The organism is Pseudarthrobacter sp. Hb11 (assembly GCF_059383655.1).
This window is the reverse complement of the sequence record NZ_JBWZCM010000002.1, coordinates 102,973-126,913: the sequence shown is the minus strand read 5'-3', so window position 1 is coordinate 126,913 and position 23,941 is coordinate 102,973. Positions and strand designations below refer to the sequence as shown.

Below are 23,941 nucleotides of genomic sequence, written 5' to 3'. Positions count from 1 at the left end.
GTGGGTAGTCCGGCGGGCTCGCCTGCCGGTTTGGTAAAAGAATATGGGGATGATCGGTTTCGACGATGTTAGTCGCGACAGGTGAAGCGGGCCGAGGATGCAGAATTATCTCGTAAACGCTTTCTGCAAACCAATAAGTGCCGAATCTAAGCGCACTGACTTCGCTCTTGCTGCTTAACCAGTAAGACAGTCCGTCAGCCCGAGGTTGCTATCGCCCCGGATCCTGGCGTCATTTAGATAGCCACTGCTGTTCACCTCCGTCATCGGGGTGAACGGGACTCTTAGATGACTGGGCCCGGATCAGCCAGCTGTTTGCAGCATGGCTGGGGCCGAGAAAATCCGACGCAAACTGCGCCCGGAGAAGCCCTGACAACACGACATCGGACGGGGGTTCAATTCCCCCCATCTCCACATTTGTGGTGAGTCGGCACATCCCTCGCGGATGTGGTGACTCACCAGATAACACCCCGGTCTTCGGACCGGGGTGTTTTTCTTTGCCCCCGGATGCCTGGCCGCTTTAGGCCCCTGGCCGGCAAGGCTTGGCGGCTCGTTCACCCACGGCGTAGCACAGCCGGGACTAGCGGCACGACTTCGATCGTTGTCTCCGGTAGGACCCGGACGTCCTCGCCTCCGGGATTTGGCTACAACCAGGAGATGCCCCATGACCCAGGGGAGTGAGCCAGCCGCACCGGCGCCCGACGACGACGCCTTGGACTCGTATTCGCAAACAGTCATGCGGGTGGCTGAGACGGTAACGCCGCACGTCGCGGCCATCGAAATGACCAGCACCCGCCGGAACAGCCGGTTCCGTGTGGGAGCAGGTTCCGCAGTCCTCTTTACCGAGGACGGTTATCTCCTCACGAACTCCCACGTGGTGGCCGGCACGAATAAGGGCCATGCCGCGTTTGCCGACGGCAGCCGGACTGACCTCGAACTCGTGGGGGTGGATCCCTTGTCGGATCTCGCCGTGGTCCGCGGCAAAGCCCCGAGAGTGGCTCCTGCGCGGTTCGGCGACGCCGAGACGTTGCGTGTGGGCCAGCTGGTTATCGCAGTCGGGAATCCGCTTGGGCTGGCAGGATCGGTCACGGCCGGAGTCGTGAGCGGGCTGGGCCGTTCCATCCCGGTCACGGCGGGCGGCAACCGGAGGGTGATCGAAGACGTCATCCAGACCGACGCTGCCCTCAATCCAGGCAGTTCCGGCGGCGCCCTGGCAGATTCGCACGGGAGGATCGTGGGCATCAACACCGCAGTGGCCGGCGCCGGGCTGGGCCTTGCCGTTCCAATTAACACGACAACAAGGCGAATCATCTCAGCCCTGCTGAACGACGGACGGGTCAGGCGCGCCTACCTCGGTGTGGTGAGCACCCCGATCCGGTTGAACGCCAGCGCGGTGATCAGAACGGGCCAGCGGGACGGGCTCAGGGTGGTGGAGGTGCTGGCCGGATCACCCGCAGGCCGGGCGGGCCTGCAGGCCGGCGATATCATTCTCACCGCCGGAAGCCGCCCCCTCAGCAACGCCGAGAGCCTGCAGAAGCTGCTGTTCTCCGATGCAATCGGGCAGCCGCTGCAGATCAGGGTGCTGCGGGACGGCAGGGAAGTGGACCTGGTTGCTGTACCGGAAGAGATGCAAACAAACGGGCAGTAAGCTACCGGCGTTTCTTCAAGTGCGCCACCGGGTCCTGGGCACCTTCAGGGTTCTTCGACTTCTTCTCGGCGCGTTTTTCCTTGATGGTCTTGACCGGCTTCTTTGCCAGGTTCTGATGGGGTGTCTTGTCCGGCATGGCGCGCTCCTTACAACAGGGGACAAGCTTTGTCCCTCTTCGTAAAATACGCCTTTTCGGCCCCCAATGTAATGGCCGGAAATGGCGCGCGGTCAGTCCGGAACAGGCACGTCCGCGATGCCTACAAAACGCGTGCCGACGCCGTCGAACTCGCTGCGGACGTAACCCTCGCGCACGCGCGGAACGTCCTCGGGATCGTGGTGGCCGCACACCACGTACGTAAAGTCCGGCCACCACTTCTTGGGGCGCGCTGCTTCCTCGTAGCCGCAGACCGCGCACTCGAGATGGACCCAGACGGGCCGCTTGCCGGTGCGGTTGGCGCGGGACTGGACCAGCCAGGGCGGCGGGTTGTCCAGGATCTCACCGAGTTCGGCCTCGGTCATCCACTTCGGAAGGCCGTGGCGCTGGGCCATTTCCATCGGTACATCAAGGGCAATGGCCGCGTCGCGTCTGCTAATCATCACCATCCACGATACGGGAGCCCGCCAAATCGCCCCCCACCGGGTCAGACAGCCAGGGCAATCCCGGCAGCGGCAGCCCCCAAGCCGAGGACCAGGTTGGCGGCCACATTCAACACCGCGGAGCCGAACCGCGCTTCACTCAGCAACCGCACTGTCGCCGTGGTCCACGAGCTGAAGGTCGTCAGTCCGCCCGCCAGCCCGGTGGCCAGTGCGGTCTGCCATTCCGCGGCCAGCCCCAGCTTTACGGTGATGGCGTGGGTGACGCCGATAATGAAGCACCCTGCGGCGTTCACCAGCAGCGTGGCCCAGGGCCAGTGCAGCCTCGCCTTGACCCCGGAACCGCCTGAGGAACCGATGACCGGGCGTGCCGTCCGGATGGACGCGTGATGGGCAAACCAGCTGTCCACGGCGAAACGAAGAAGAGCGCCGGCGACGCCGAACAGGCCCACCAGAGCAGCAGTCATCACGGCGTGCTACCCGCGCCGGGACCAAAAACCCCGGCCACCACCTTGCCGAACCGCCACCCCAATCCGGCCGCGGCCAACCCAAGAAGCAACGACAGCACCAGGTAGGCCACCCACACCAAGTGCTCCCCGGCCCGGGCCAACTGGTCCACCGAAAACACCACGGCAGAGAACGTTGTGAAGGACCCCAGCAGTCCCGGCCCGAGCCCGGCCCGCAGCCAGAAGGCGGTCTGGGGCCGGGCCATCCATATGGTTGTCAACGCTGCCAGGACGAAGCTGCCGCCAATGTTGATCCACAGCGTGGCCCACGGCACCGATCCCGGAACATCCGGAAACACGAGCCCCAGACCGTACCGCATTTCGGTGCCGAGGAGGCCTCCGGCGGCAACAGCAAGCCAGGTGCGTCCCGCCGGCATGCCGGCTGGTTTCATTCAGCTGTCCCCAAGCAGGCAGCCCGGATGTGGCTGGTCGCTGTGCACCCACAGGGCAGAGGTGATCTCATCCGCGAGATCGTAGTCCCGGGTCCTGCCCGAATTCCTGATCCGCACCACCAGCGCGCCGCCGAACGGTTTGCGGCCCACCACCTCCACCTCGGCGTCGAGGTCAATCTCCTCCGCGGAAAGGTACCTGAGCAGGTCCGGGTTCTCGTCGCTGATCCGGGTGATCCTGCCGGTGTGCCCCTGGTCCAGCTCGCCCATCAGGTGCGCGCGGGGCATCAGCACTTTCCCATCGGCGGTGGGGATGGGATCGCCGTGCGGATCACGCTGCGGGTTTCCGAGTATGGCCGCCACACGCTCAATAAACGTGTCCGAGACGGCGTGCTCCAGCAGTTCGGCTTCATCATGGACCTCGTCCCAGCTGTAGCCCAGTTGCTGGACAAGGTAGGTCTCGATCAGGCGGTGCCGCCGCACCATGGAAAGGGCCAGCCGGACACCGGCGTCGGTCAGCGTGATGGCGCTGTAGGGCTTATGGTCAACGAGGCCCTGGTCCTTCAGCTTGCGGACCATCTCGGACACCGAGGAATTGGCGACTCCCAGGCGCTGCGCCAGCTGGGAGGACGTGATGGGCTTGTCCTGCCATTCCGTGAAGGAGTAGATGACCTTGACGTAATCCTCAATGGAGGAGGAGGGCGCGCTGGTCTTCACAGCCCCAAGCCTACCCTTTGCCCGTTCTCCGTCATGCTTTGAAGGCCCGCCACGTGAGCGTCAGGTAGGGCAGTTGGAGCTCTTCATCCAGGCTGTGGCCCAGGTGGTCGTGGAGGTACCAGTCCAGGTTGGCCAGCACCTTCGCCCGGGTGGTTTCACCGGCTCGCAGATAATAACTCCGCGACTTGGTGAGCTCCACCAGGTCGGTGGTGGTGACGCGGTCCTGCCAATGGGTGACGTGGCCCTCGAGCCCCTTGAACTCGGGTCCTACGTGCGGCCGGAAGCCGGGCTTGTACACGTCGCCGGCGTGCATGATCCGGGAGAGCCGGTGGACCCAGGGAATTGATGTGTCCAGCTGGTTCCAGATCAGGCCCAGCGTCCCGGCCGGACGGAGGACGCGCGCAAGTTCGGTGCTCGCCGCGAGGGCGTCGCACCAGTGCCAGGCCTGGGCAACGCTGACGACGTCGAAGGCCGACGCGGGCAGGCCCGTCGCCTCCGCGGTGGCTTGGATCGCCGTGGCAGCGGGATAGTGCGCCCGTAACTGTTCGAGCATGTCCGCAGAGGGATCGAGGGCAGTGACCGACAGGCCCCTGTCCAGCAGAAGTTCGGTGAACTTACCGGTGCCGGCCCCGGCGTCGAGCGCATCATGGGCGCCCGGGGGCACCAGCCATTGAGCTGCTTCGTCCGGATAGCCCGGACGGACCTGCTGGTAGTGCCGGCCGCCGTCCTGGAAGCTCTGGCCGAGCTCCCGGCGCCGTCCGTGATCAAGTTTGGGGCCACCCCGTACCACCTGTGGCCTCCTTCGTCTGATGCCCTTGGGTATCCTTCGAATTTACCGCACGCGCCGTAGAGGCAGGATCAGCAGGCAGGAAAAGCAGGCAGTGTCAGGACGGCAGGAGCGGCAGGACGGTGTCGGCAGCAGTCAGTCATCGGTGCAGGGGGCAGCCCCGGCAGTTCCCGGCGTGTTGGGTGCCCAGTGCGGATAGGTCCGCGTGTCATTGGCGGGAACCCAGCGTCCTGCGTCCACCACATAGTCCCACCCCAGGCCGAAGCGGCGCAGCGACTCGATGCCCGTAAGAAGCCGTTCTGCGTCCTCAAGGCGCGAACCGACTCCAAAGCTGGCACGGAGGGAACCGGAAGGGAGCCCGAGCCGCTTCAGCAGCGGGTGCGCGCAGAAACGGCCGTCACGCAGGCCAACGCCGTGCTCGGCGGACAGGTACGCGGCTACCAGTCCGGCGTCATAGCCTTCCACGGAGAAGTTGACCACGCCGATGGTGTCCGTATCCGGGTTGGTGTCCTTGAAGATCTGGTGGACGGTCACGCCGTCGATCTTCTGCAGGCCCTCCACCAGGAAGGAACGAATGGCCGACTCATGGGCATGCCACCGGTCCAGGTCCAGCCCGGCGATCACCTGCGTGGCGCGTGCCAGGGTGGCTGCGCCAAGGACATTGGGGGAGCCACCCTCGTGGCGGGCCGGGCCGGTGGCCCAGCTGACGCCGTCGAGCCTTGCCTCCTTGACGGCGCCGCCGCCGGCGAGATGGGGCGTTCCGGCGTCGAGCCAGTCCGGGCGGCCCACCAGCACACCGGCGCCGAACGGTGCGTACAGCTTGTGGCCGGAGAAAGCGAGGTAGTCCACGCCGTCCGCGGCGATGTTGATGCGGCGGTGCGGCGCCAGCTGGGCTGCGTCCACCACAATGCGTGCGCCGTGTTCGTGAGCGAGCGTGGCCAGGGCCCGGATGGGCAGGATCTCGCCGGTGACGTTGGACGCCCCGGTGACGGCCAGCAGGCTCACGCCTCCCTGTTCCAGCTCGGCGCGGATGGACTCGATGGTGCCGGCGATGGTGTCGGCGGCAACGATGCTGCGGTGGGGGACGCCCTGCCACGGCAGCAGGTTCGCGTGGTGTTCGATGTCGAGGTACAGGACGTCCCCGCCGGGCCGTCCGTCTGTTGCGGGCAGGCAGCCTGCCAGCAGGTTGAGGGAGTCAGTGGTGTTCCGGGTGAAGATCACGGAATCGTCCGGGCGGCCGCCCACGAACTCCCGGACGATGTTCCGGGCGTTCTCGTAGACGGACGTGCTGATCTGGGACGCGTAGCCAGCCCCGCGGTGGACGCTCGCGTAGAACGGCAGGATCTCGTTGAGGTAGGCCGAGACCACGGAGAGGGCTGGAGCGGAGGCGCCGTAGTCGAGGTTCGCATACCGGACGTGGCCGCCGGAGATCAGCGGTGCCTGGATTTCAGCGCCGGTGACAGCCGCAAGCGGCCGGCCGGCGACGGCGCGGCGGGCATCAAAGGGGGCAGCGGCGTCAGGCTGGACTGTTTCAATCTGGGCGGCGGCGTTGGGGGAGACGGTGGCAGTAGTCACAGAGACCTCACTTCGAAAGGACTCCCTGTACCGGGAATCCGCGCTTGCCGCATCCGTTCCGGACCGGCCTGGTCGTCACCCGGGGCACCCCACCGCGGTTGGAGGGTTGCCGGCCAGCAAACCGGGGTTTCGCGCTGGCACTCGTGACCTGCTTAAGAGCGTAGGACATAAGGCAGGAAGGTTTGAAGCCGGCCCGAATGTTAAGCCCTTTGTTACGAACTTGCCGAAAAGTGCTGCTTCGCCGAAGAAACGACGGCAGGCCCCTCCTTTTGGAGGTGCCCGCCGCTGATTCTTCGATGAAGGTGTTAGAGAAGATCGTCCAGGTCCGGGTTCAACCGGCGGAGCACCTCTGAGTGCAGGATGGAATTAGTGGCCAGCGCGTTGCCGCCGAACGGCCCGTCTTCGCCTTCCAGCGAGGTGAAGCGGCCGCCCGCTTCCACCACAATCGGCACCAGTGCCGCCATGTCGTATAGGTTGAGTTCAGGTTCGCAGGCAATGTCCACGGAGCCTTCCGCCACCATGCAGTAGGACCAGAAATCGCCATACGCCCGGGTCCGCCACACGTCCTCGGTGAGGCCCAGGAAGTTGTCCAGGTTGCCGCGTTCCTTCCAGCCGCCCAGGCTGGAGTAGGACAGCGAAGCGTCGGACAGGCTGGCGACGTTGGAGACACGGAGCCGGGTGGCTGCAGCCAGCGACCGGCCCATGTAGGCTCCCATGCCCTTGGCCGCCCACCAGCGCTTGCCCAGGGCGGGTGCGCTCACCACCCCAACAACGGGCTCGCCCTCATCCACCAGGGCAATCAGGGTGGCCCAGACGGGGACGCCGCGGACGAAATTCTTGGTGCCGTCAATGGGGTCGATGATCCAGCGGCGGGACCCGTGGCCGGTGCTGCCGAACTCTTCCCCGAGCACGGCATCACGCGGACGGGAACGGGACAACTGGCCGCGGATGGCTTCTTCTGCGGCCTTGTCCGCGTCGGTGACCGGCGTGAGGTCAGGCTTGGTCTCCACCTTGAGGTCCTGTGCCTTGAAGCGGCTCATGGTCTGGTCATCCACGGAATCTGCCAGGACGTGGGCCAGGCGCAGGTCATCGTTGTAGCTTGAAGCAGGTTGGATCATGGTTCCAAACTACCGCCTGCACGCTGATCTGCTGGGAGATCGGCACCGTCAGTTGACGCTGCCCAGTTCCTTTGTCTCCTGCACCTCCAGGCGCGGGTCGGTGCCCAACAGGCGGCGCAGCGAGGCCAGCCGTGCTTCCCCGGTGGCACCCGCATGGCCGCCGCCCACCCACGCGTCCAGCCCACAGTTCACGGCGGTGGCGGTGTGCTTGCAGCCGCGTTCGCAGTCATCGATGCCGGGGGAGAGGTCCGGGAAGGAGCGCAGGATCCGGTCAGGATCCACGTGAGCCAGGCCGAAGGAGCGGATACCCGGGGTATCGATAATCCAGCTGCCCACAGGAGCGTCCGCCAGCCTTAGCGCCAGCGCCGACGACGACGTGTGGCGCCCGCGCCCTGTCACGGCATTGACGCCGCCGGTGGCCCGTTCAGCCCCGGTCAGCGCATTCACCATCGTCGACTTGCCTACGCCTGAATGCCCCAGCATGACAGTCACTTTTTCATCCAGGTACCCCCGGAGCTCGGCCACGGCATTGCTGTCGAGACGGGCGGACAGGCCGTCATCAGAGCGGGCATCGATGCCGGATGCGCTGGAATCGGCTGTCCGGCTGATGATCACGGGGAAGTCGAGGTGTGTGTAGTTGGACAGCAGCTCCGCCGGATCCTTGACGTCCGCCTTGGTGACCAGCAGGATCGGCTCGATCCCGGCGTCATACGCTGCCACCAGGGCGCGGTCGATGAAGCCCGTGCGTGGTTCGGGGTTGGCGGCGGCCACCACAATCACCAGCTGGTCTGCGTTGGCAACCACGGCCCGCTCCACCGGATCCGTGTCGTCAGCGCTGCGGCGCAGCAGGGTCCGGCGGTCCTGGATCTTGACCAGCCGGGCGAGGGTGTCCGGTTCGCCTGATACATCGCCTACCAGGGAGACGAAATCTCCGGCCACTACAGGGTTGCGGCGAAGTTCGCGTGCCCTCGCGGCGATGACCACGCGTTCGTTGCCGGAGTCCTCACCCACCACTGCCGTGTACCTGCCGCGGTCGACGGTGATGATGCGTCCGGTTACAGCGTCGTCGTGGCTGGGCCGGTCCTTGGTGCGCGGGCGGGAGCCCTTTTTGCTGGGCCGGATGCGGACATCCGATTCGTCCCAGGAATCAGTGCTGCGCGCCACCGGTGGAACCTTCCGCGCCGGCATCCGAGGGGCCGGCCTGGGCCAGCATGTCTTCCCACAGCCGGGGGAAGTCCGGCATGGTTTTCGCGGTGGTGGCAATGTCCTCCACCTGCACCCCGTCCACGGCCAGGCCAAGGATGGCTCCCGCCGTCGCCATGCGGTGGTCGGCGTAACTGCGGACGACGCCGGCGTGCAGCTTGGCGGGCCGGATCACCAGGCCGTCGCTGGTCTCCTCGGCATCCCCGCCGAGGCGGTTGATCTCGGTGACCAGTGCAGCCAGCCTGTCAGTCTCGTGGCCGCGCAGGTGCGCGATGCCGCTGAGCCGGGAGGGTCCGCTGGCCAGGGCACACAGCGCGGCGACGGTGGGGGCAAGCTCGCTGGTGTCCGCGAAGTCGGCGCCCTTGATTTCGGGTCCGCCCGTAACGGTCAGGACACCATCACGGAGAGTGACCTCAGCGCCCATCTCGGCAAGAATCGTCCGCCACAGGTCTCCCACCTGCTGCGTCTGCTCCGGCCAGCCCGGAATCCGGACCGTTCCGCAGGACGCCAGGGCAGCAGCAAGGAACGGCCCGGCGTTGGACAGGTCCTGCTCGATCCGCTGGTCGAATGCGCGGATTGGCCCCGGGGAAACAACCCAGTGGTTGGGAACCGAATCATCAACCACAACCCCGGCGCCCCGCAGGACAGCCACGGTCATGTTGATGTGGTCAAGGCTCGGCACCGGTTTCCCGACGTGCTCCAGATGAAGGCCTTCGGTGAACCTTGCTCCCACGAGGAGCAGCGCCGAAACAAACTGCGAGGAGGCGCTGGCATCGATGACCAGGTGGCCGCCCGGTACCTCCCCGGTGCCTTCCACGACAAACGGCAACGACGACGGCGCGCTGCCGTCTTCGGCGGAAACAGCCACTCCCAGCGCCTTGAGGGCTTCGATAATGGTGCCCATGGGCCGGTTGCGGGCGTGCGGGTCGCCGTCGAACACGCTGGCACCGTTGCGCAGCGCCGCCAGCGGCGGAACGAACCGCATCACGGTACCGGCAAGGCCGCAGTCGATCCTGGTGGAGGACGCCGCCGCGTGTGCCGCGAGCGGGACCACCTCCAGGTCCGGACCGAACGCGCCGTCCCCCGGGACCTCCGTGATGGTGGCGCCGAGCTGGCGGAGCGCATCGATCATCAGTGCCGAATCCCTGGAATGCAGCGGCGCACGCAGGCGCGACGGGCCGTCGGCCAGCGCTGCGAGCACCAGGTACCGGTTGGTCAGCGACTTTGACCCGGGCACTGTAACAGTGGCATCGACGGGCCGGGACGCGAAGGGGGCTGGCCAGTGGGGGAGGGACGTTCCGGAGTGGTTCTGGGTGGCGGCGGCTGCTGCGGTCATGTCCTGCTTATGCCCCCGTGGCCTGTTCGACGGCGCGGCGTACGGCCTTATCGGCTTTGTACAGCTTCTTGTTGGTGGTCTTCCTGGCGTCCGCGGCAAGGTGCGCGGCACCCTTCCGGGCGTCTGCGGCCAGGTGCTCGGCGCGCCAGGCCAGTCCCGGCTTGCCAGCCGTGTCGACGGAAGCGAGCAACGCCCCGCCGCTCAGCGAAAGGTTCTTCAGCAGCTGGTTGCGGCGGTTCCCGCGCCCTTCCTTGCTGCTGATGTCCGCACTGCGCCATTCAACGAAGGTGTTGAGAAGGGAAATGACGGTCAGCACGCTGGCTGAAAGCCTGGAAAACTTCCCCAGCCCAAAGAGGACGCCTGCGCCCACCTGTGTTCCGCCGATAACCCTTGCCAGCGTCTTCTCGTCAGTACGGAACGGCAGCGCCGCCGTGGCCTTGCTCAGCAGCGGCGACAGTTGTTGGGCGGTGTCGTCGGCGTTCTTGAGCTTATCCATTCCGGCAAGAACAAAACTGGAAGCCAGCATGGGCCGTGCGAGTGTGCGGACAAAGGACATGGATTTCCTCCTGGATGGACGAACCGCGTCGGGTGCGGCGAAGTCCGTTCTAGTCTTGCACTTTTGGGGAATATTTGCCCAAGGGCTGAGGTTATGGATGCTGGGTCCGCGAGAGCCGGGCCCAAAGACAAAGCACCGGACAACAGAGCGGAGTTGGCCCTTGAGGCGGGTGTTGGACGGAATTGAGGCAGCAGGCCCGGTGGCAATGGACTCCTTGGAGGCCGAACCCCCCGAGTATGGCTCGCCGCGGGCGCGGAGCCTGACAGTAGACTTGAAGGCAATGAGCACCTTGGATCCGGCCGTTTCGGCCATGTATGAGGCTTCCCAAAGCGAAGCCAAAAGCAGCGCTGACGCACGGCCCGGGCCTGCAGATCAAACGGCAGAGCCACAGCAGCCTGACGCGGAAACCACTGAAGAGGTGGTCAATGTTTCCACGGAATCGACGGAGGAGCGCCGTGCCCGGTTCGAGCGTGACGCTATGCAGTATGTCGATCAGCTGTATTCTGCCGCCATGCGCATGGCCCGGAACCCTGCCGACGCCGAGGACCTCGTCCAGGAGGCCTACACCAAGGCCTTCTCCGCGTTTCACCAGTACAAGCCGGGAACCAACCTCAAGGCCTGGCTGTACCGCATTCTGACGAACACCTATATCAATCTTTACCGCAAACGGCAGCGCGAGCCGCTTCAGTCCAACTCGGACACCATCGAGGACTGGCAGCTTGCGCGGGCCGAGTCGCACACCTCCAGGGGGCTTCGTTCCGCCGAGGCAGAGGCGCTGGATCACCTGCCCGATTCGGACGTCAAGCGCGCGCTCCAGGACATTCCGGAGGAATTCCGCCTTGCGGTGTACTTCGCGGACGTCGAAGGCTTCGCGTACAAGGAAATTTCAGACATCATGAACACGCCTATCGGCACAGTGATGTCCCGGCTCCACCGCGGCCGGAGAATGTTGCGGGACATGCTCGGGGAGTACGCCGCCGAGCGGGGATTCAAAACGGCCGCACCTCCACAGGACGCGGCGGAAAGCACACAACAGGAGAACAGGAAATGAGCGACTGCCAGGGATTGGGCGACTGCGACGATACCCGGATGCAACGCATCTATGAGTATCTGGACGGCGCCTTAACCCGTGAGGACATCACGGAAATCAAGACCCACCTTGATGACTGCCCGGAATGCACGGAGCAGTACGACCTTGAGTGCGTGATCCGCAACATGGTCAAGCGCTCCTGCACCGAAGCTGCTCCCGATAATCTGAAGAACGCCATATTGGACCGGATCCATTCGATCCGGCCGGTGGACGCCTAGGTCAGCCGTCCAGCAGCCAGGCCAGGGCAGCGATTCCCTGCCTCAACACAAAGGACCCCGGAAGCCGAGTGGCTTCCGGGGTCCTTTGCTGTGAACCGTAGTACCTGGCATTTGCCTAGGTGTTGGGGCGCTTCCCGTGGTTCGCGCCGCCACGCTTACGGTCACGACGCTTGCGTGCACGCTTGCTCATAGCTGGCCTCCTTACTGTTGGTACTCAAAAAGAGCTGCCCTCAAGTCTCCCACATGATGTGGCGGCCCGCGAACCGGGAACCGCCGCGTGACCTGCGGTTCAATCCGCGCCTTCGGGCGGGGAAGCTATTTTTCGAGGAGGGAGTTGCGGACCGCGATGCGGGCCTGTTCCAGGACCGTCCGAAGGGTTTCCAGGGCCACGGGGCTCAGCGGCTGGTTGCCCGCCTGCAGGCGCAACTCGGCGCGAAGGTCGTCGCGGAATGCCTGGAGCATCGCCTCGGCTTCTTTCAGCGAACGTTTGCCCTCGGGGGCCGACCTGCCGGCGGCGGTGGTGAAATCGACAGAACCGGCGGCGGCCCGTGCCGCCTCCGCCGTTGCCGCGAGGTCAGCCCGCAGCCCGCGCATGTTGCTGCGGATGTCCTCACGAAGGTTGTCTGCCAGCCGCCGAACAGAGGCGGAGATCTCGTTCTCCACCGCGGCAAGTTCTTCGCGGCGCAGGTTCAGCTCTGCCAGCCCGGCAGGCGTGATGCGGTAGTTGGTCCGGCGCCCGGCCGATTCCGTGGCCACCAGCCCCTCCTCCTCGAGTTTTCCGAGCCGGGGGTAGATGGTGCCGGCGCTGGGGGAGTAGGTGCCGCCAAAGCGTTCCTTGAGCGCCTTGATGAGTTCGTAGCCATGCTTCGGGCCCGACTCCAGCAGGGACAGCAGGTAGAGCCGCAGGGCGCCGTGGGCGAAGACGGCGGGCATCAGGGCTGTTCTTCCGCGTTCCCGGACGCTGCGCTGTGGATGATGGACGTGGTGCCTGACACTGAATTGGTCCTGACCAGCATGAGTTTCGCGTCCGGACCGGCAATGGTCTCCACCTTGCCGCCCGGCACATGGTATTTCTGGTGGTCGATGACCACCGTCCCATTGGCAGATTTGGCAACGAGGTCCACGCCGACGTCGTGGGGGATCCGGATGGTGAGGTCGCCGGATACCGAATTGGCTCCGAAATCCTGGGTGTAGCCCAGCAGGTCGAAACTCATGCCGCCGCTGACCGTGTTGGCCCGGATGTGGCTGAAATTTCCGGATGCCGTGACCTCGCCGGAAACAGTCTTGGCTGTGAGGACGCCGCTGTGATTGCGGGCGCTTACCTCGCCACTGACAGTGTTCACGTGCAGTTCACCATCGGTGCCGTCGGACATCACGGAACCGGAACCAGTGTTCAGGCGCGTGCGGCCGGCCATCCCTGAAACAAGGCCGTCACCGCTGACGGTGCCTGCCTCAACTTCAACCGTGGCCGGAACAGCGATGCTGATGACGGCGTAGTTTTCGCTGTTGTGGTTGACCGTTCCCATGAGGTTTTTGAACCAGCCCTGCGGCCCGTGCAGCTGATGACGGACCTCGAGCCGGCCGTCTTCCAGCGAAACGGACACGGGGTCGCCCTGGACCTCGGAAATCTCTATCCGGGTGACCGGGTCATGATGCGCCACCACGTCGAAGCGGCCGCGCACCATGCCCAGCTTCAGGGACGTCACCGAGTCGACGTCGATGGTTTGTGCGCTCGTGACATCCCAGTTCTGATCAGCCATTGGTCCTCCAAGACGATATATCGCGTGATGCACCCAACGTACCGCCGGGGCAACGCTCAGGTCAAGATATATCGCGAACCGCTCTCCTATTCGGGGACGGCCATCCCCAGCCATTGGAACCATCCTCGGTGCAGTACCAGCCAGGCCATGAGTCCATATCCGGCCTGCCCGGGCGTCCCGCCGTTTGCTGCCAGGTCCTGCCGCCACTGTTCGTGGTTCAGGAGGGGTGAGAAAGTATCCACATAAAGATGCTTGCGGCGGGTGGTGACGTCAGCAAAGGCGGTGTTCAGCTCGTCGAGGCGGCGGTTCTGTGCCGGGTCCAGGGTGGGCGGCGGGCCCACCACAAAAACTCCAAGCCGGTTCTGCGATGCCGAGTCCAGGATGTTGGCCAGATTGAGCCGGCTGCGGGCAGTGGAAAGCCCGAACTCGATGTCCCGGCCGGAGAGGCCTATGACCAGGCGGTTCTCGGCCTGGTCGCTGAACCGGCGGCTGGCCTCGCCCATCCAGCGGGCAGCCAGGCCTTCCGTTCCTTCCTGCGGGCAGGGGAGGGCGTAGCTCTCCAGGAGCATGCCGTCCTGGGGAGTGCGGGCCAAAACGCGGCCCAGCCAGCCGAGTGCCCGGGGATCACCGAGTCCGGCCAGCAGTTCATCGCCTACAGCTGCGATACGCAGCTTCCTGTCTTCCACACGTTCCTCTTAACTTCGGTGCTGACTGCCTGCCGCCACCCGGACCACTCAGGGGGATCGGGCCGGTGCTGTTCATCCCATTAAACAGAACTGCCCGGCCGGAGTCGGTATTTCGACGTCCGGCCGGGCAGCCTTACTGATTACTTCCGCGCGAATGCCTGCTTCAGGAGGGCATCCTGTTCCGCGGCGTGGCGCTTCATGGAGCCGGCGGCCGTGGAGGCCGAGGCCGGACGCGACACCAGGCGGACGCGCCGGTCAAGGGCGTCCGGCAGGTTCAGGCCAATGAACGGCCACGGTCCCTGGTTGGCGGGCTCATCCTGCGCCCAGACAACCTCGGCGTTCGGGTACTTGGCCAGCTCGGCAGCGATCTCGGCGGCGGGCAGCGGGTAAAGCTGCTCCACCCGGACGATCGCCGTCGTCTTGTCATCGGTCTTCTGCCGGGTGGACAGGAGATCGTAGTAGAGGCGGCCGGAGACCAGCAGAACGCGTTCGACGGCGTCTGCGGCCAGCTGCTCATGGTCGCTGATGACAGGCCGGAACGTGCCGTTGGTAAAGTCCTCCACCGACGACGCGGCGCCCTTGAGGCGCAGCAGCTGCTTGGGCGTGAAGATGATCAACGGCTTCCGCGGCCGGCTGTAGGCCTGGCGGCGCAGCAGGTGGAAGTGCGAGGCCGCCGTGGTGGGATTGGCCACGATCATGTTTTCCTCGGCGCACATCTGCAGGAAGCGTTCGATCCGTGCGGAGGAGTGGTCCGGGCCCTGGCCCTCGTAGCCGTGCGGAAGCATCAGTACCAGCGAGGACCGCTGGCCCCACTTCTGCTCGGCGGAGGAGATGAACTCATCAATGATGGTCTGGGCACCGTTGACGAAGTCGCCGAACTGGGCTTCCCAGAGGACGAGCGCATCGGGGCGTTCCACGGAGTAGCCGTATTCGAAGCCCATGGCTGCGTATTCGGACAGCAGTGAATCGTAGATCCACAGCTTGGCCTGGTCATCGGCAAGGTTGCCCAGCGGCAGCCATTCCTTGCCGTTGGCGCGGTCGTGGAAGACGGCGTGGCGCTGCACGAACGTGCCGCGGCGTGAATCCTGGCCAGCCAGGCGTACCGGGACGCCTTCCATGATGAGCGAACCGAAGGCCGCGATCTCGCCGAAGCCCCAGTCGATGCCGCCTTCGCGGGACATCTGTTCGCGCTTCTCCAGCAGCTGCTTGAGCTTCGCGTGGACGGTGAAGCCCTCCGGAATCTCCAGGTGAGCTTTGCCAATCCGGGCCAGCGTGTCCGCGGAGATGGCAGTGGACACGGGGGAGTTCGTGCTGGAGTCGGACTGCTGGGCGATGGGCCGCTCAATGTCGGACACAGCTGCCGAATCCGCCGTGATGATCGGAATCGGGGACGTCTGCGCCGCATGGGTCTCCGCGAAGACCCGCTCCAGCCGCTCCTGGTAGTCGCGGAGCAGCTGCTCGGCTTCTTCCTCGGTAATGTCACCGCGGCCAATAAGCGACTCGGTGTAGAGCTTGCGGACTGAACGCTTGGCTTCGATCAGGTTGTACATCAGCGGCTGGGTCATCGAGGGATCATCGCCCTCGTTGTGCCCGCGGCGGCGGTAGCAGACCATGTCGATCACAACGTCCTTGTGGAACCGCTGGCGGAACTCATAGGCGAGCTGGCCGATGCGGACCACAGCCTCGGGATCATCGCCGTTCACGTGGAACACCGGTGCCTGGATCATCTTGGCAACGTCGGTGGAGTACGTGGAGGACCGCGACGATGACGGAGCGGTGGTGAAGCCTACCTGGTTGTTGACCACGATGTGGATGGTGCCGCCGGTGCGGTAGCCGCGGAGCTGGGACAGGTTGAGGGTTTCGGCAACCACGCCCTGGCCGGCGAAAGCGGCGTCGCCGTGGACGACGATGGGCAGGACAGGGAACGACTGGCCCTGGTCCAGGCGGTCCTGCTTAGCGCGGACGATGCCCTCGAGGACCGGGTCGACAGCTTCAAGGTGGGACGGGTTGGCGGCCAGGTAAACCTTGGTCTCCTTGCCGTTGTCGGAGGTGAAGGTTCCCTCTGTGCCCAGGTGGTACTTGACGTCACCGGATCCCTGGACTGAGCGCGGATCCTGCGTGCCCTCGAATTCGCGGAACACCTGCGCGTAGGTCTTGCCGGCGATGTTGGTGAGCACGTTCAGGCGGCCGCGGTGGGCCATGCCGATGGCTACCTCGTCCAGGCCGTCGTCGGCGGCGTCGGACATGATGGCGTCCAGCAGCGGAATCAGCGACTCTCCACCTTCGAGGGAGAAGCGCTTCTGGCCCACGAACTTGGTCTGCAGGAAGGTCTCAAATGCCTCGGCTGCGTTCAGCTTGGAGACGATGCGGAGCTGCTCTTCACGGCTGGGCTTGGAGTATGGGTGCTCCAGCTGGTCCTGGAACCACTTGCGTTCCTCCGGCTCCTGGATGTGCATGTACTCGATGCCGGTGGTGCGGCAGTAGGCATCGCGCAGGACGCCGAGGATGTCGCGGAATTTGAGCATCGGCTTGCCGCCGAAACCGCCGGTGGGCCACTCGCGGTCCAGGTCCCAGAGCGTCAGGCCGTAGGTGAGGACGTCGAGGTCCGGGTGCTTGCGCTGGACGTATTCGAGGGGATCGGTATCCGCCATCAGGTGTCCGCGGACACGGTAGGAGTGGATCAGCTGCTGGATCCGGGCGACCTTGTTGATTTCGTCGGCCGGGTCCACCTGCTTGTCGGCGCTCCACCGTACGGGCTCGTACGGGATGCGCAGGGACTCAAAGATCTCGTCGTAGAAGTTCTGCGCACCGAGCAGCAGCTGGTGGACCAGCTTCAGGAACTCGCCGCTGCCGGCCCCCTGGATTACACGGTGATCGTAGGTGGAGGTCAGGGTGAGGACCTTGCTGATGGCGTTCTGGGCGATGATTTTCTCGCTGGCACCCTGGAACTCGGCAGGGTAGTCGAGCGCGCCGACGCCAATGATGGCCGCCTGGCCCTTGGAAAGGCGCGGCACGGAGTGCACGGTACCAATGCCGCCCGGGTTGGTCAGCGAGACGGTGGTGCCCTGGTGGTCATCAGCGGTCAGCTTGCCGTTGCGGGCGCGCTTGATGAGGTCCTCGTAGGTGTGCCAGAACTCGGAGAAGTTGAGGGTCTCGGCTTTCTTGATGTTCGGCACCATCAGCAGGCGGGTTCCGTCGGGCTTCGGCATGTCAATGGCGATGCCGAAGTTAACGTGCGCCGGCTGGACGGCAACGGGCTTGCCGTCCACTTCGTCGTAGTACACGTTCATGGAAGGGAACTGGGAGAGAGCGCGGATGACCGCGTAGCCGATCAGGTGCGTGAAGGAGACCTTGCCGCCACGGGCGCGGGCGAGGTTGGAGTTGATGACAACGCGGTTGTCGATCAGCAGCTTGGCCGGAATGGCCCGGACGCTGGTGGCGGTGGGCACCTCGAGGCTGGTGACCATGTTGGTGGCAATGGCCTTCGCCGGTCCGCGGAGGATTGAGACAACGTCCTCTTCCGGGGCCGTGGGGGCCTTGACGTTCTTGGGCAACTGCGCCGGGATGGGCTGCGAGCCCGTGCCGGATTCAGTCTTCTTGGAACCGTCACGTGCCACAGTGGCAGGAGCCTTCTTGGCAGGGGCCGGCGCCGGGGCGGCAGCAGGTGCAGCAGAGGCGGGCGGTGCCGACGGCGGGGCGGGAGGCGTGGCCGGTGCCGCAGGAGCCGCATTCACAACAGGCATTTCCCGGGTGGCAGGGTGGGCAGCTGCATGCCCCGAGTTTCCGTTGGAAGAAGAACTGCCGGCCGCGCCGAAGGACTCAAACAGCGGCCACCACTTGGCATCCACGGCGTTTTTGTCCTTTTGGTACTGCTCGTACAGTTCGTCAACGAGCCACTCGTTTCCGCCAAATTCCTCTGGTAGACGGTGGCTAGGCTGCTCTGGCACTTGAAATACGCCTCTTCCATGAGTTTGATTTCTCTCCGGCCCACGGTGCTTCAGCACTACGATTCAACCGGTCTCTGCGTCCTCTGAACCCAGACCAATGCCAGTCTAGTAAGCATCGTGTGGTAACTGCCAATAAGGGTGACCCAAATCATGAAGTGACGTGGAAAGGCCGGAATGTGGCGGCGGGGAACGACGGAAATCAGGGTTTTCGGAGCACTAGAGGCCGCCCTGGCGGCTGTTGCGGAAGGCGCGGTGGGGCGCCCGGCTCCCTGTAGACTGAAACTCTTATGGACAGTAAATCTAGGTGCCGGCCTGGGGGCTGCCAGCGGAGCGTACAGAGCTCCGCGCAGTCCACCCGCAGAGCCGGCAAACCCCGAACACGCGCCCATCACCAATCGCTGGCACAGCCGGCAGGAGCTGCCAAGGAAACTGCGTCGGCATCGGCCGACCATCCTCCGCCGGACCGACAGTCCTGGCGTCGCTTCCCATCTCCAGTGCCCGTCCACGCAGCCACCGCTGCCCAGGCGGGATGCTGAATGGAATGGCTTCTCCTCGCAGCAGGTTTGCTGCTGATCGCCGGCACGGGCTTTTTTGTCGCCGTCGAGTTTTCCCTTATTGCCCTTGACCAGGCCACCGTCCAAAGGGCCATCGACGACGGTGACGCCGGTGCGGTCCCCTTGCTGAAGTGCCTGAAGTCCCTTTCAACGCAGCTCTCAAGCTGCCAGCTGGGCATCACGCTGACCACTCTGCTGACCGGTTACGTGATGGAGCCATCCGTGGGCAGGCTTTTGGAAGCCCCGTTGGCCGCCGTCGGACTTCCCGACGTGGCGGTGGCCTCCATTTCGCTGGTCCTGGCAATGGTTATCGCAACCCTGCTGTCGATGCTCCTGGGCGAACTGGTGCCAAAGAACATGGCCATCGCCCTGTCCTTCCCGGTGGGCCGCGCATTGGCCCGGCCGCAACTGATGTTCACTGCCGTGTTCAAACCCGCCATCGTGGTGCTCAACGGCTTTTCCAACAAGGTGCTGAATGTCTTCGGGCTCGAGGCGAAGGAAGAGATTTCGGGCGCCAGGACCCCGGCCGAACTCTCGTCGCTTGTGCGGCGCTCGGCGGAAATGGGAACCCTCGACGCCGGCACAGCCAACTTTGTGGCGCGGACGCTGAACTTCTCGGCCCGGACAGCGGCCGATGTGATGACGCCGCGTATCCGGGTGGAGACGATCGAAGCGGACCAGCCCGTTTCTGACATCCTCGCTGCCGCACGCCGGACCGGGTACTCACGTTTCCCGGTCATCGGCGAATCAGCCGATGACATCCGGGGGCTGGTCCACGTCAAGAAGGCGGTGGCTGTTCCCTGGGAGCGCCGGCAGAACCTGGAAGCCGGTGCCATCATGACCGAGGTGCTGCGGGTCCCGGAGACCATCCACCTTGATGCCCTGCTGGCGGAACTCCGTGAGGGGAACCTGCAGCTCGCGGTTGTCCTGGATGAATATGGCGGGACAGCGGGCATCGCCACCCTCGAGGACCTGGTCGAGGAGATCGTGGGCGAGGTGTCCGACGAGCATGACAAGGTCCGTCCCGGCCTGCTGCAGAGCGCATCCGGCGACTGGTACTTCCCTGGACTGCTCCGCCCGGACGAACTGTCCGAACAGATTTCCGGCCTGACCGTTCCCGATGAGGCGGCCTACGAAACAGTGGGCGGCTATGTCATGAGCGAACTTGGCCGGATCGCCATGGTGGGCGACACCGTCCCCGTTGGCGGCGGAACGCTGAGTGTCACCAGGATGGATGGCAGGCGCATCGACCGGATCTGTTTCCGGCCCGCGGAGCCCGAGCCCGAGTCCGGCAACAACGAAGACGGGGCTGAACGATGAGCGACTGGGCCGGAATACTGTGGCTGGTTGTCCTCCTGTTCGGCAACGCTTTCTTTGTTGGCGCGGAGTTCGCGGTGATGTCCGCCCGGCGCAGCCAGATCGAGCCGTTGGCTGAAGCCGGTAACAAGCGGGCGCAAACCACGCTCCGTGCCATGGAGAACGTTTCGCTGATGCTGGCGTGCGCGCAGCTTGGCATCACGGTCTGCTCCCTCCTGATCCTGCTGGTGGCAGAACCTGCCATCCACCACCTGCTGGCCGTGCCGCTGGAGACTTTGGGCCTGCCGATGGAAGTTGCCGACGTGGCAGCCTTCGCCGTCGCCCTGATGGTGGTGACGTTCCTGCACGTGACCTTCGGCGAGATGGTGCCGAAGAACATCTCGGTAAGCGTCGCAGACAAGGCCGCGCTCCTGCTCGCCCCGCCGCTGATGTTCGTTGCCCGGCTGGTCCACCCCGTCATCTCTGTCCTTAACTGGTCGGCGAACCACATCCTTAAGATGCTCCGCATCGAGCCCAAGGATGAGGTGAACTCCTCCTTCACCCTTGAGGAGGTGCAGTCGATCGTGCAGGAGTCCACCCGCCACGGCCTCGTGGATGACGATGCGGGGCTGATCACCGGCGCGCTCGAATTCTCGGAGTACAGTGCCGCGGACATTATGGTGCCGCTGGAAAAGCTGGTCATGCTGAAAGCGGCTACTACGCCGGTGGAGTTTGAGAAGGCCGTGAGCCGCACCGGGTTCTCACGCTTCCCGATGCTCGACGACGATGACATGCTCTACGGCTACCTCCACGTGAAGGACGTCCTGTCCATTCCCGAGGCCGGTTACGGGCACGCGATTGCCGAGAGCAGGATCAGGTCACTTGCGAACCTGGCTTTGGATGACGAGATCGAAAAAGCAATGTCGGTAATGCAGCGCACCGGTTCGCACCTGGCGCGGGTCATCGGCCCCGATGGCAAGACAAAGGGCGTCCTTTTCCTGGAAGACGTGATCGAGCAGCTTGTGGGTGAGATCCGTGACGCCACGCAGGCCACAGGCGTCCGGAGGCTGGGCCAGGCAAACGGCAGCTGAACTTCCGGGAGCCCCGCAAGCGGGTGCGGGGCTCCCTGCCAACCGCCTCTCGCGGAGCCCCGGGCACTTGCTTCCTTATACCTAAATAGGAATCATTCCTATTTAGGTATAAGCTGGAGTGGTTCTTTTCCGCTCCCGTTTGAACCGAGGTTTCCGTGCGCCGTCTTTCCGCTGCCCGAACATCCCTGGCAGCCCTTGCCGGGCTTGGCCTGCTGCTCGCCGGGTGCAGCCCCCAGCCCGAAGCTTCAACCGAGGCGGCCGACAGGATCAACGTGGTGGCCTCCACCAACGTCTACGGTGACGTCGCAGAGACAATCGGCGGGGACAAAGTCAGCGTTTCTGCCATCATCACCAAGACCAGCCAGGATCCGCACTCCTACGAAGCCACTGCCCAGGACCGGCTCCTCGTGTCCAAGGCCGATCTGGTCATCGAGAATGGCGGCGGGTACGACGATTTCCTCCATACCTTGGCGGAGGACAGCAGCATCGACGCGGCCAACGTGCTGAACGCCGTCGAACTTTCCGGCATGGCGCACCCCGAAGAGGAAGCCTCGGCCGGGGCAACACCTGCGGAGTCAGTGGCAAAGGATGACCACGCACACAACCACGGGGAGCTCAACGAGCACGTCTGGTACAGCCTGGCTGCCATGGGGCGGCTGGCCGATAACATGGCAGCAAAGCTCGGTGAGCTGGAACCTGCCTCCGCAGCTGCCTTCGATGCAAACGCTGCTGCCTTTAAGGCCGAGCTGGAAGAACTGACCGGGAAACTCGGAGGCCTGAAGGCCGGAGCGGCCGGCGCGCCCGTTGCTGTGACGGAGCCGGTACCGGTGTACCTGCTGGAAGACGCGGGCCTGGAGAACGCTACGCCTAAGGACTACACTGCTGCGATCGAGGAAGGCACCGACGTTCCGCCGGCCATCCTCAAGGCTGCAACCGACCTGGTGGCCTCCAAGTCGGTGCGGTTCCTCGCCTACAACGGCCAGACCGAGGGCCCGCAGACCGAAGCGCTGAAGAAGGCTGCCGAAACGGCGGGCGTGCCGGTGGTCGATTTCAGTGAAACGCTGCCCGAGGGCAAGACCTACGTGCAGTGGATGACGGACAATGTGAACAACGTCAGCAAAGTTCTGGAGACAAATAGTTGAAACCCGTGGTCAGCCTCACCGGGGCGTCCCTCGCATTCGGTAAGCGGACGCTCTGGGAGGATCTGGACCTGGAGATCAGGCCCGGTGAGTTCTTTGCCGTGCTCGGGCCCAACGGCAGCGGCAAAACCAGCTTCCTGAAGGTCCTGCTGGGTCTGCAGGACCTGCACAGCGGAAAGGCCACGCTCGGCGGGCACCCGGTTGAGCGCGGCAGCAGCCTGATCGGCTACATCCCGCAGCAAAAATCCTTCGCGCGCGATACGCCCATGCGCGCCCGCGACCTCGTGGGCTTGGGCGTGGACGGCCACCGCTGGGGACTCCGTATGTCGTCAGGCAAAGCGAACCGCAGGATTGACGATCTCCTCGAACTGGTGGGCGCAACCGACTATGCCAAGGTTCCGGTGGGACAGCTCTCCGGCGGCGAACAACAGCGGCTCCGCGTGGCGCAGGCCCTTGCCAGCGACCCCAAGGTCCTGCTGTGCGACGAACCGTTGCTCTCCCTTGACCTGCACCACCAGCAGGCAGTCAGCGCGCTGATCAACAAGCAATGCCACGAGCAGAACAGTGCTGTGGTGTTTGTTACCCACGAGATCAACCCCGTAATCGATTACGTGGACCGGGTGCTTTACCTGGCGGGCGGCCGGTTCAAGGTCGGCACGCCGCAGGAAGTGATGACCACGGAAGTCCTTTCAGACCTCTACGGCAGCCATGTCGAGGTCATCCACGCCAACGGCCGCATCGTGGTGGTGGGCCTGCCGGATGCCACCACGCATCATCACGCGGAAGCCCATGCCCTCGCCGGAGAGGTGGCCTGATGGACGCCGACAGCATCATCGGGGCGATCTTCAGCTTCGAAAACTACGGAGAGTTGCTGGTCCTTGTCCAGAACTCGATCTGGGCAGGAGCCGTCCTGGGACTGCTCGGCGGGCTGGTGGGCACGTTTGTGATGAAACGCGACCTGGCATTTGCGGTCCACGGAATATCGGAACTGTCCTTCGCCGGTGCCGCCTTTGCCCTGCTCATTGGGGCCGATATCGTTTTTGGTTCGCTCATCGGCTCCGTGGCGGCTGCACTGCTCCTGGGCCTGATGGGGGTGCGGGCGAGGGACAAGAACTCAATCATCGGCGTGATTATGCCGTTCGGCCTGGGCCTCGGAATCCTGTTCCTGTCCTTGTACGAGGGACGAGCTGCGAACAAGTTCGGCCTGCTGACCGGGCAGATCGTGTCAGTTGGTACCGTCCAGCTTCAGGCGCTGGCCGGAACCGCCGTGGTGGTAATGGTTGTCCTGGCGGCCATCTGGCGGCCACTGAATTTTGCCAGTGTGGATCCGGAACTGGCCGAGGCACGCGGTGTGCCCGTCCGGACGCTCGCCATCGTTTTTATGGTCCTGCTGGGCATCAGCGTGGCTCTTTCCATCCAGGTGGTGGGAGCCCTCCTGGTGCTCGCACTGCTGATCACACCGGCTGCTGCAGCCCTCCGGGTGACTTCCTCCCCGGTGACAGTGGTGGTGCTGAGTGTTGTCTTCGCCGTGACGGCGACCGTCGGCGGAATCCTGCTGGCCCTTGGCGGCCGCATCCCCATCAGCCCTTACGTCACCACGTTGTCATTCCTGATCTACGTGGTGTGCCGCGTTATCGGATCCATCCGGTCGTCCCGGGGCATCAACGGGCGGGTGCTGCAGGCCCACTGATCGCGCGTGGGCCGGTTCGCGCGGCAGGGGGCCCCCTAAGCCGG

24 protein-coding genes, 1 other RNA gene and 1 riboswitch are annotated in these 23,941 nt (G+C 64.7%); of the genes, 9 read left to right on the top strand and 16 right to left on the bottom strand.

The features are described from left to right. The first annotated feature begins 45 nt into the window (after window positions 1-45). Window positions 46-414, top strand: a transfer-messenger RNA (tmRNA) gene (gene ssrA / locus AC50X7_RS04360). Between the two features lie 247 nt (window positions 415-661). Continuing rightward, on the top strand, window positions 662-1,645 hold the full coding sequence (locus tag AC50X7_RS04355; RefSeq protein ID WP_494977919.1) for a S1C family serine protease: 984 nt from the start codon (window positions 662-664) through the stop codon (window positions 1,643-1,645). 1 nt (window position 1,646) lies between these two features. Here the strand turns inward: AC50X7_RS04355 and AC50X7_RS04350 are convergent, their stop codons facing one another. The 11 genes from AC50X7_RS04350 to AC50X7_RS04300 form a co-directional block, all read right to left on the bottom strand. Further along, on the bottom strand, window positions 1,647-1,781 hold the full coding sequence (locus tag AC50X7_RS04350) for a hypothetical protein (RefSeq protein WP_255707894.1): 135 nt from the start codon (window positions 1,779-1,781) through the stop codon (window positions 1,647-1,649). Window positions 1,782-1,873: 92 nt separating this feature from the next. Further along, complete coding sequence (locus tag AC50X7_RS04345; RefSeq protein WP_494977918.1) at window positions 1,874-2,242, bottom strand: hypothetical protein; 369 nt, start codon at window positions 2,240-2,242, stop codon at window positions 1,874-1,876. Window positions 2,243-2,286: 44 nt separating this feature from the next. Continuing rightward, window positions 2,287-2,706, bottom strand: a complete 420-nt coding sequence (locus AC50X7_RS04340; RefSeq protein WP_494977917.1) for a fluoride efflux transporter FluC — start codon at window positions 2,704-2,706, stop codon at window positions 2,287-2,289. Then, window positions 2,706-3,137, bottom strand: a complete 432-nt coding sequence (locus tag AC50X7_RS04335; RefSeq protein ID WP_494977916.1) for a fluoride efflux transporter FluC — start codon at window positions 3,135-3,137, stop codon at window positions 2,706-2,708. The genes AC50X7_RS04340 and AC50X7_RS04335 overlap by 1 nt, the downstream gene beginning before the upstream one ends. Further along, window positions 3,138-3,851, bottom strand: a complete 714-nt coding sequence (locus AC50X7_RS04330; protein WP_494977915.1) for a metal-dependent transcriptional regulator — start codon at window positions 3,849-3,851, stop codon at window positions 3,138-3,140. It lies immediately after the preceding gene. Between the two features lie 31 nt (window positions 3,852-3,882). After that, window positions 3,883-4,641, bottom strand: coding sequence for a class I SAM-dependent methyltransferase (locus tag AC50X7_RS04325; protein WP_494977914.1), 759 nt, complete (start codon window positions 4,639-4,641; stop codon window positions 3,883-3,885). Between the two features lie 132 nt (window positions 4,642-4,773). Continuing rightward, the gene (locus tag AC50X7_RS04320; protein WP_494977913.1) at window positions 4,774-6,213 is read right to left on the bottom strand and encodes an aminotransferase class V-fold PLP-dependent enzyme; all 1,440 of its coding nucleotides are present in this window, start codon (window positions 6,211-6,213) and stop codon (window positions 4,774-4,776) included. Between the two features lie 35 nt (window positions 6,214-6,248). Then, window positions 6,249-6,362: riboswitch (SAM riboswitch) on the bottom strand. 156 nt (window positions 6,363-6,518) lie between these two features. Beyond that, a complete protein-coding gene (hisN, locus tag AC50X7_RS04315; protein WP_494977912.1) occupies window positions 6,519-7,331 on the bottom strand; it encodes a histidinol-phosphatase in 813 nt (270 codons plus the stop codon). Window positions 7,332-7,379: 48 nt separating this feature from the next. Continuing rightward, complete coding sequence (gene rsgA, locus AC50X7_RS04310) at window positions 7,380-8,495, bottom strand: ribosome small subunit-dependent GTPase A (protein ID WP_494977911.1); 1,116 nt, start codon at window positions 8,493-8,495, stop codon at window positions 7,380-7,382. Further along, window positions 8,479-9,870, bottom strand: a complete 1,392-nt coding sequence (gene aroA / locus AC50X7_RS04305; protein ID WP_494977910.1) for a 3-phosphoshikimate 1-carboxyvinyltransferase — start codon at window positions 9,868-9,870, stop codon at window positions 8,479-8,481. Before aroA ends, rsgA begins: the two co-directional genes overlap by 17 nt. 7 nt (window positions 9,871-9,877) lie before the next feature. Next, complete coding sequence (locus AC50X7_RS04300; protein WP_494977909.1) at window positions 9,878-10,426, bottom strand: DoxX family protein; 549 nt, start codon at window positions 10,424-10,426, stop codon at window positions 9,878-9,880. A gap of 205 nt (window positions 10,427-10,631) precedes the next feature. Here AC50X7_RS04300 and AC50X7_RS04295 point away from each other — a divergent pair, with 205 nt between their 5' ends. Both AC50X7_RS04295 and rsrA read left to right on the top strand, forming a co-directional pair. Beyond that, window positions 10,632-11,477, top strand: coding sequence for a sigma-70 family RNA polymerase sigma factor (locus AC50X7_RS04295; protein ID WP_494978241.1), 846 nt, complete (start codon window positions 10,632-10,634; stop codon window positions 11,475-11,477). Further along, on the top strand, window positions 11,474-11,734 hold the full coding sequence (gene rsrA, locus AC50X7_RS04290) for a mycothiol system anti-sigma-R factor (RefSeq protein WP_307094576.1): 261 nt from the start codon (window positions 11,474-11,476) through the stop codon (window positions 11,732-11,734). The genes AC50X7_RS04295 and rsrA overlap by 4 nt, the downstream gene beginning before the upstream one ends. A 115-nt stretch (window positions 11,735-11,849) precedes the next feature. On the opposite strand, the gene AC50X7_RS04285 is transcribed toward rsrA, so the two are convergent. From AC50X7_RS04285 to AC50X7_RS04265, 5 genes are all read right to left on the bottom strand, one after another. Beyond that, window positions 11,850-11,924 (bottom strand): 50S ribosomal protein bL37, encoded by a 75-nt coding sequence (locus AC50X7_RS04285; protein WP_369299106.1) that lies wholly within the window; start codon window positions 11,922-11,924, stop codon window positions 11,850-11,852. A 125-nt stretch (window positions 11,925-12,049) separates the two neighbouring features. After that, entirely contained in the window at window positions 12,050-12,667 is a 618-nt protein-coding gene (locus AC50X7_RS04280; RefSeq protein ID WP_494977908.1) for a PadR family transcriptional regulator, read from the bottom strand. Continuing rightward, on the bottom strand, window positions 12,667-13,494 hold the full coding sequence (locus AC50X7_RS04275) for a DUF4097 family beta strand repeat-containing protein (RefSeq protein WP_494977907.1): 828 nt from the start codon (window positions 13,492-13,494) through the stop codon (window positions 12,667-12,669). Before AC50X7_RS04275 ends, AC50X7_RS04280 begins: the two co-directional genes overlap by 1 nt. Before the next feature lie 86 nt (window positions 13,495-13,580). Continuing rightward, entirely contained in the window at window positions 13,581-14,180 is a 600-nt protein-coding gene (locus AC50X7_RS04270) for a GDSL-type esterase/lipase family protein (RefSeq protein WP_494977906.1), read from the bottom strand. Window positions 14,181-14,320: 140 nt separating this feature from the next. Further along, complete coding sequence (locus AC50X7_RS04265) at window positions 14,321-18,127, bottom strand: multifunctional oxoglutarate decarboxylase/oxoglutarate dehydrogenase thiamine pyrophosphate-binding subunit/dihydrolipoyllysine-residue succinyltransferase subunit (protein ID WP_494977905.1); 3,807 nt, start codon at window positions 18,125-18,127, stop codon at window positions 14,321-14,323. Window positions 18,128-18,663: 536 nt separating this feature from the next. Between AC50X7_RS04265 and AC50X7_RS04260 the strand changes: the two genes are divergently transcribed. From AC50X7_RS04260 to AC50X7_RS04240, 5 genes are all read left to right on the top strand, one after another. Then, complete coding sequence (locus AC50X7_RS04260) at window positions 18,664-20,001, top strand: hemolysin family protein (protein WP_494977904.1); 1,338 nt, start codon at window positions 18,664-18,666, stop codon at window positions 19,999-20,001. Then, entirely contained in the window at window positions 19,998-21,068 is a 1,071-nt protein-coding gene (locus AC50X7_RS04255; RefSeq protein WP_307094582.1) for a hemolysin family protein, read from the top strand. Before AC50X7_RS04260 ends, AC50X7_RS04255 begins: the two co-directional genes overlap by 4 nt. Window positions 21,069-21,223: 155 nt before the next feature. Further along, the gene (locus AC50X7_RS04250) at window positions 21,224-22,210 is read left to right on the top strand and encodes a metal ABC transporter solute-binding protein, Zn/Mn family (protein ID WP_494977903.1); all 987 of its coding nucleotides are present in this window, start codon (window positions 21,224-21,226) and stop codon (window positions 22,208-22,210) included. Continuing rightward, on the top strand, window positions 22,207-23,022 hold the full coding sequence (locus AC50X7_RS04245; protein ID WP_494977902.1) for a metal ABC transporter ATP-binding protein: 816 nt from the start codon (window positions 22,207-22,209) through the stop codon (window positions 23,020-23,022). Before AC50X7_RS04250 ends, AC50X7_RS04245 begins: the two co-directional genes overlap by 4 nt. Then, entirely contained in the window at window positions 23,022-23,897 is an 876-nt protein-coding gene (locus AC50X7_RS04240; RefSeq protein WP_494977901.1) for a metal ABC transporter permease, read from the top strand. Before AC50X7_RS04245 ends, AC50X7_RS04240 begins: the two co-directional genes overlap by 1 nt. The last annotated feature ends 44 nt before the right edge of the window (window positions 23,898-23,941 follow it).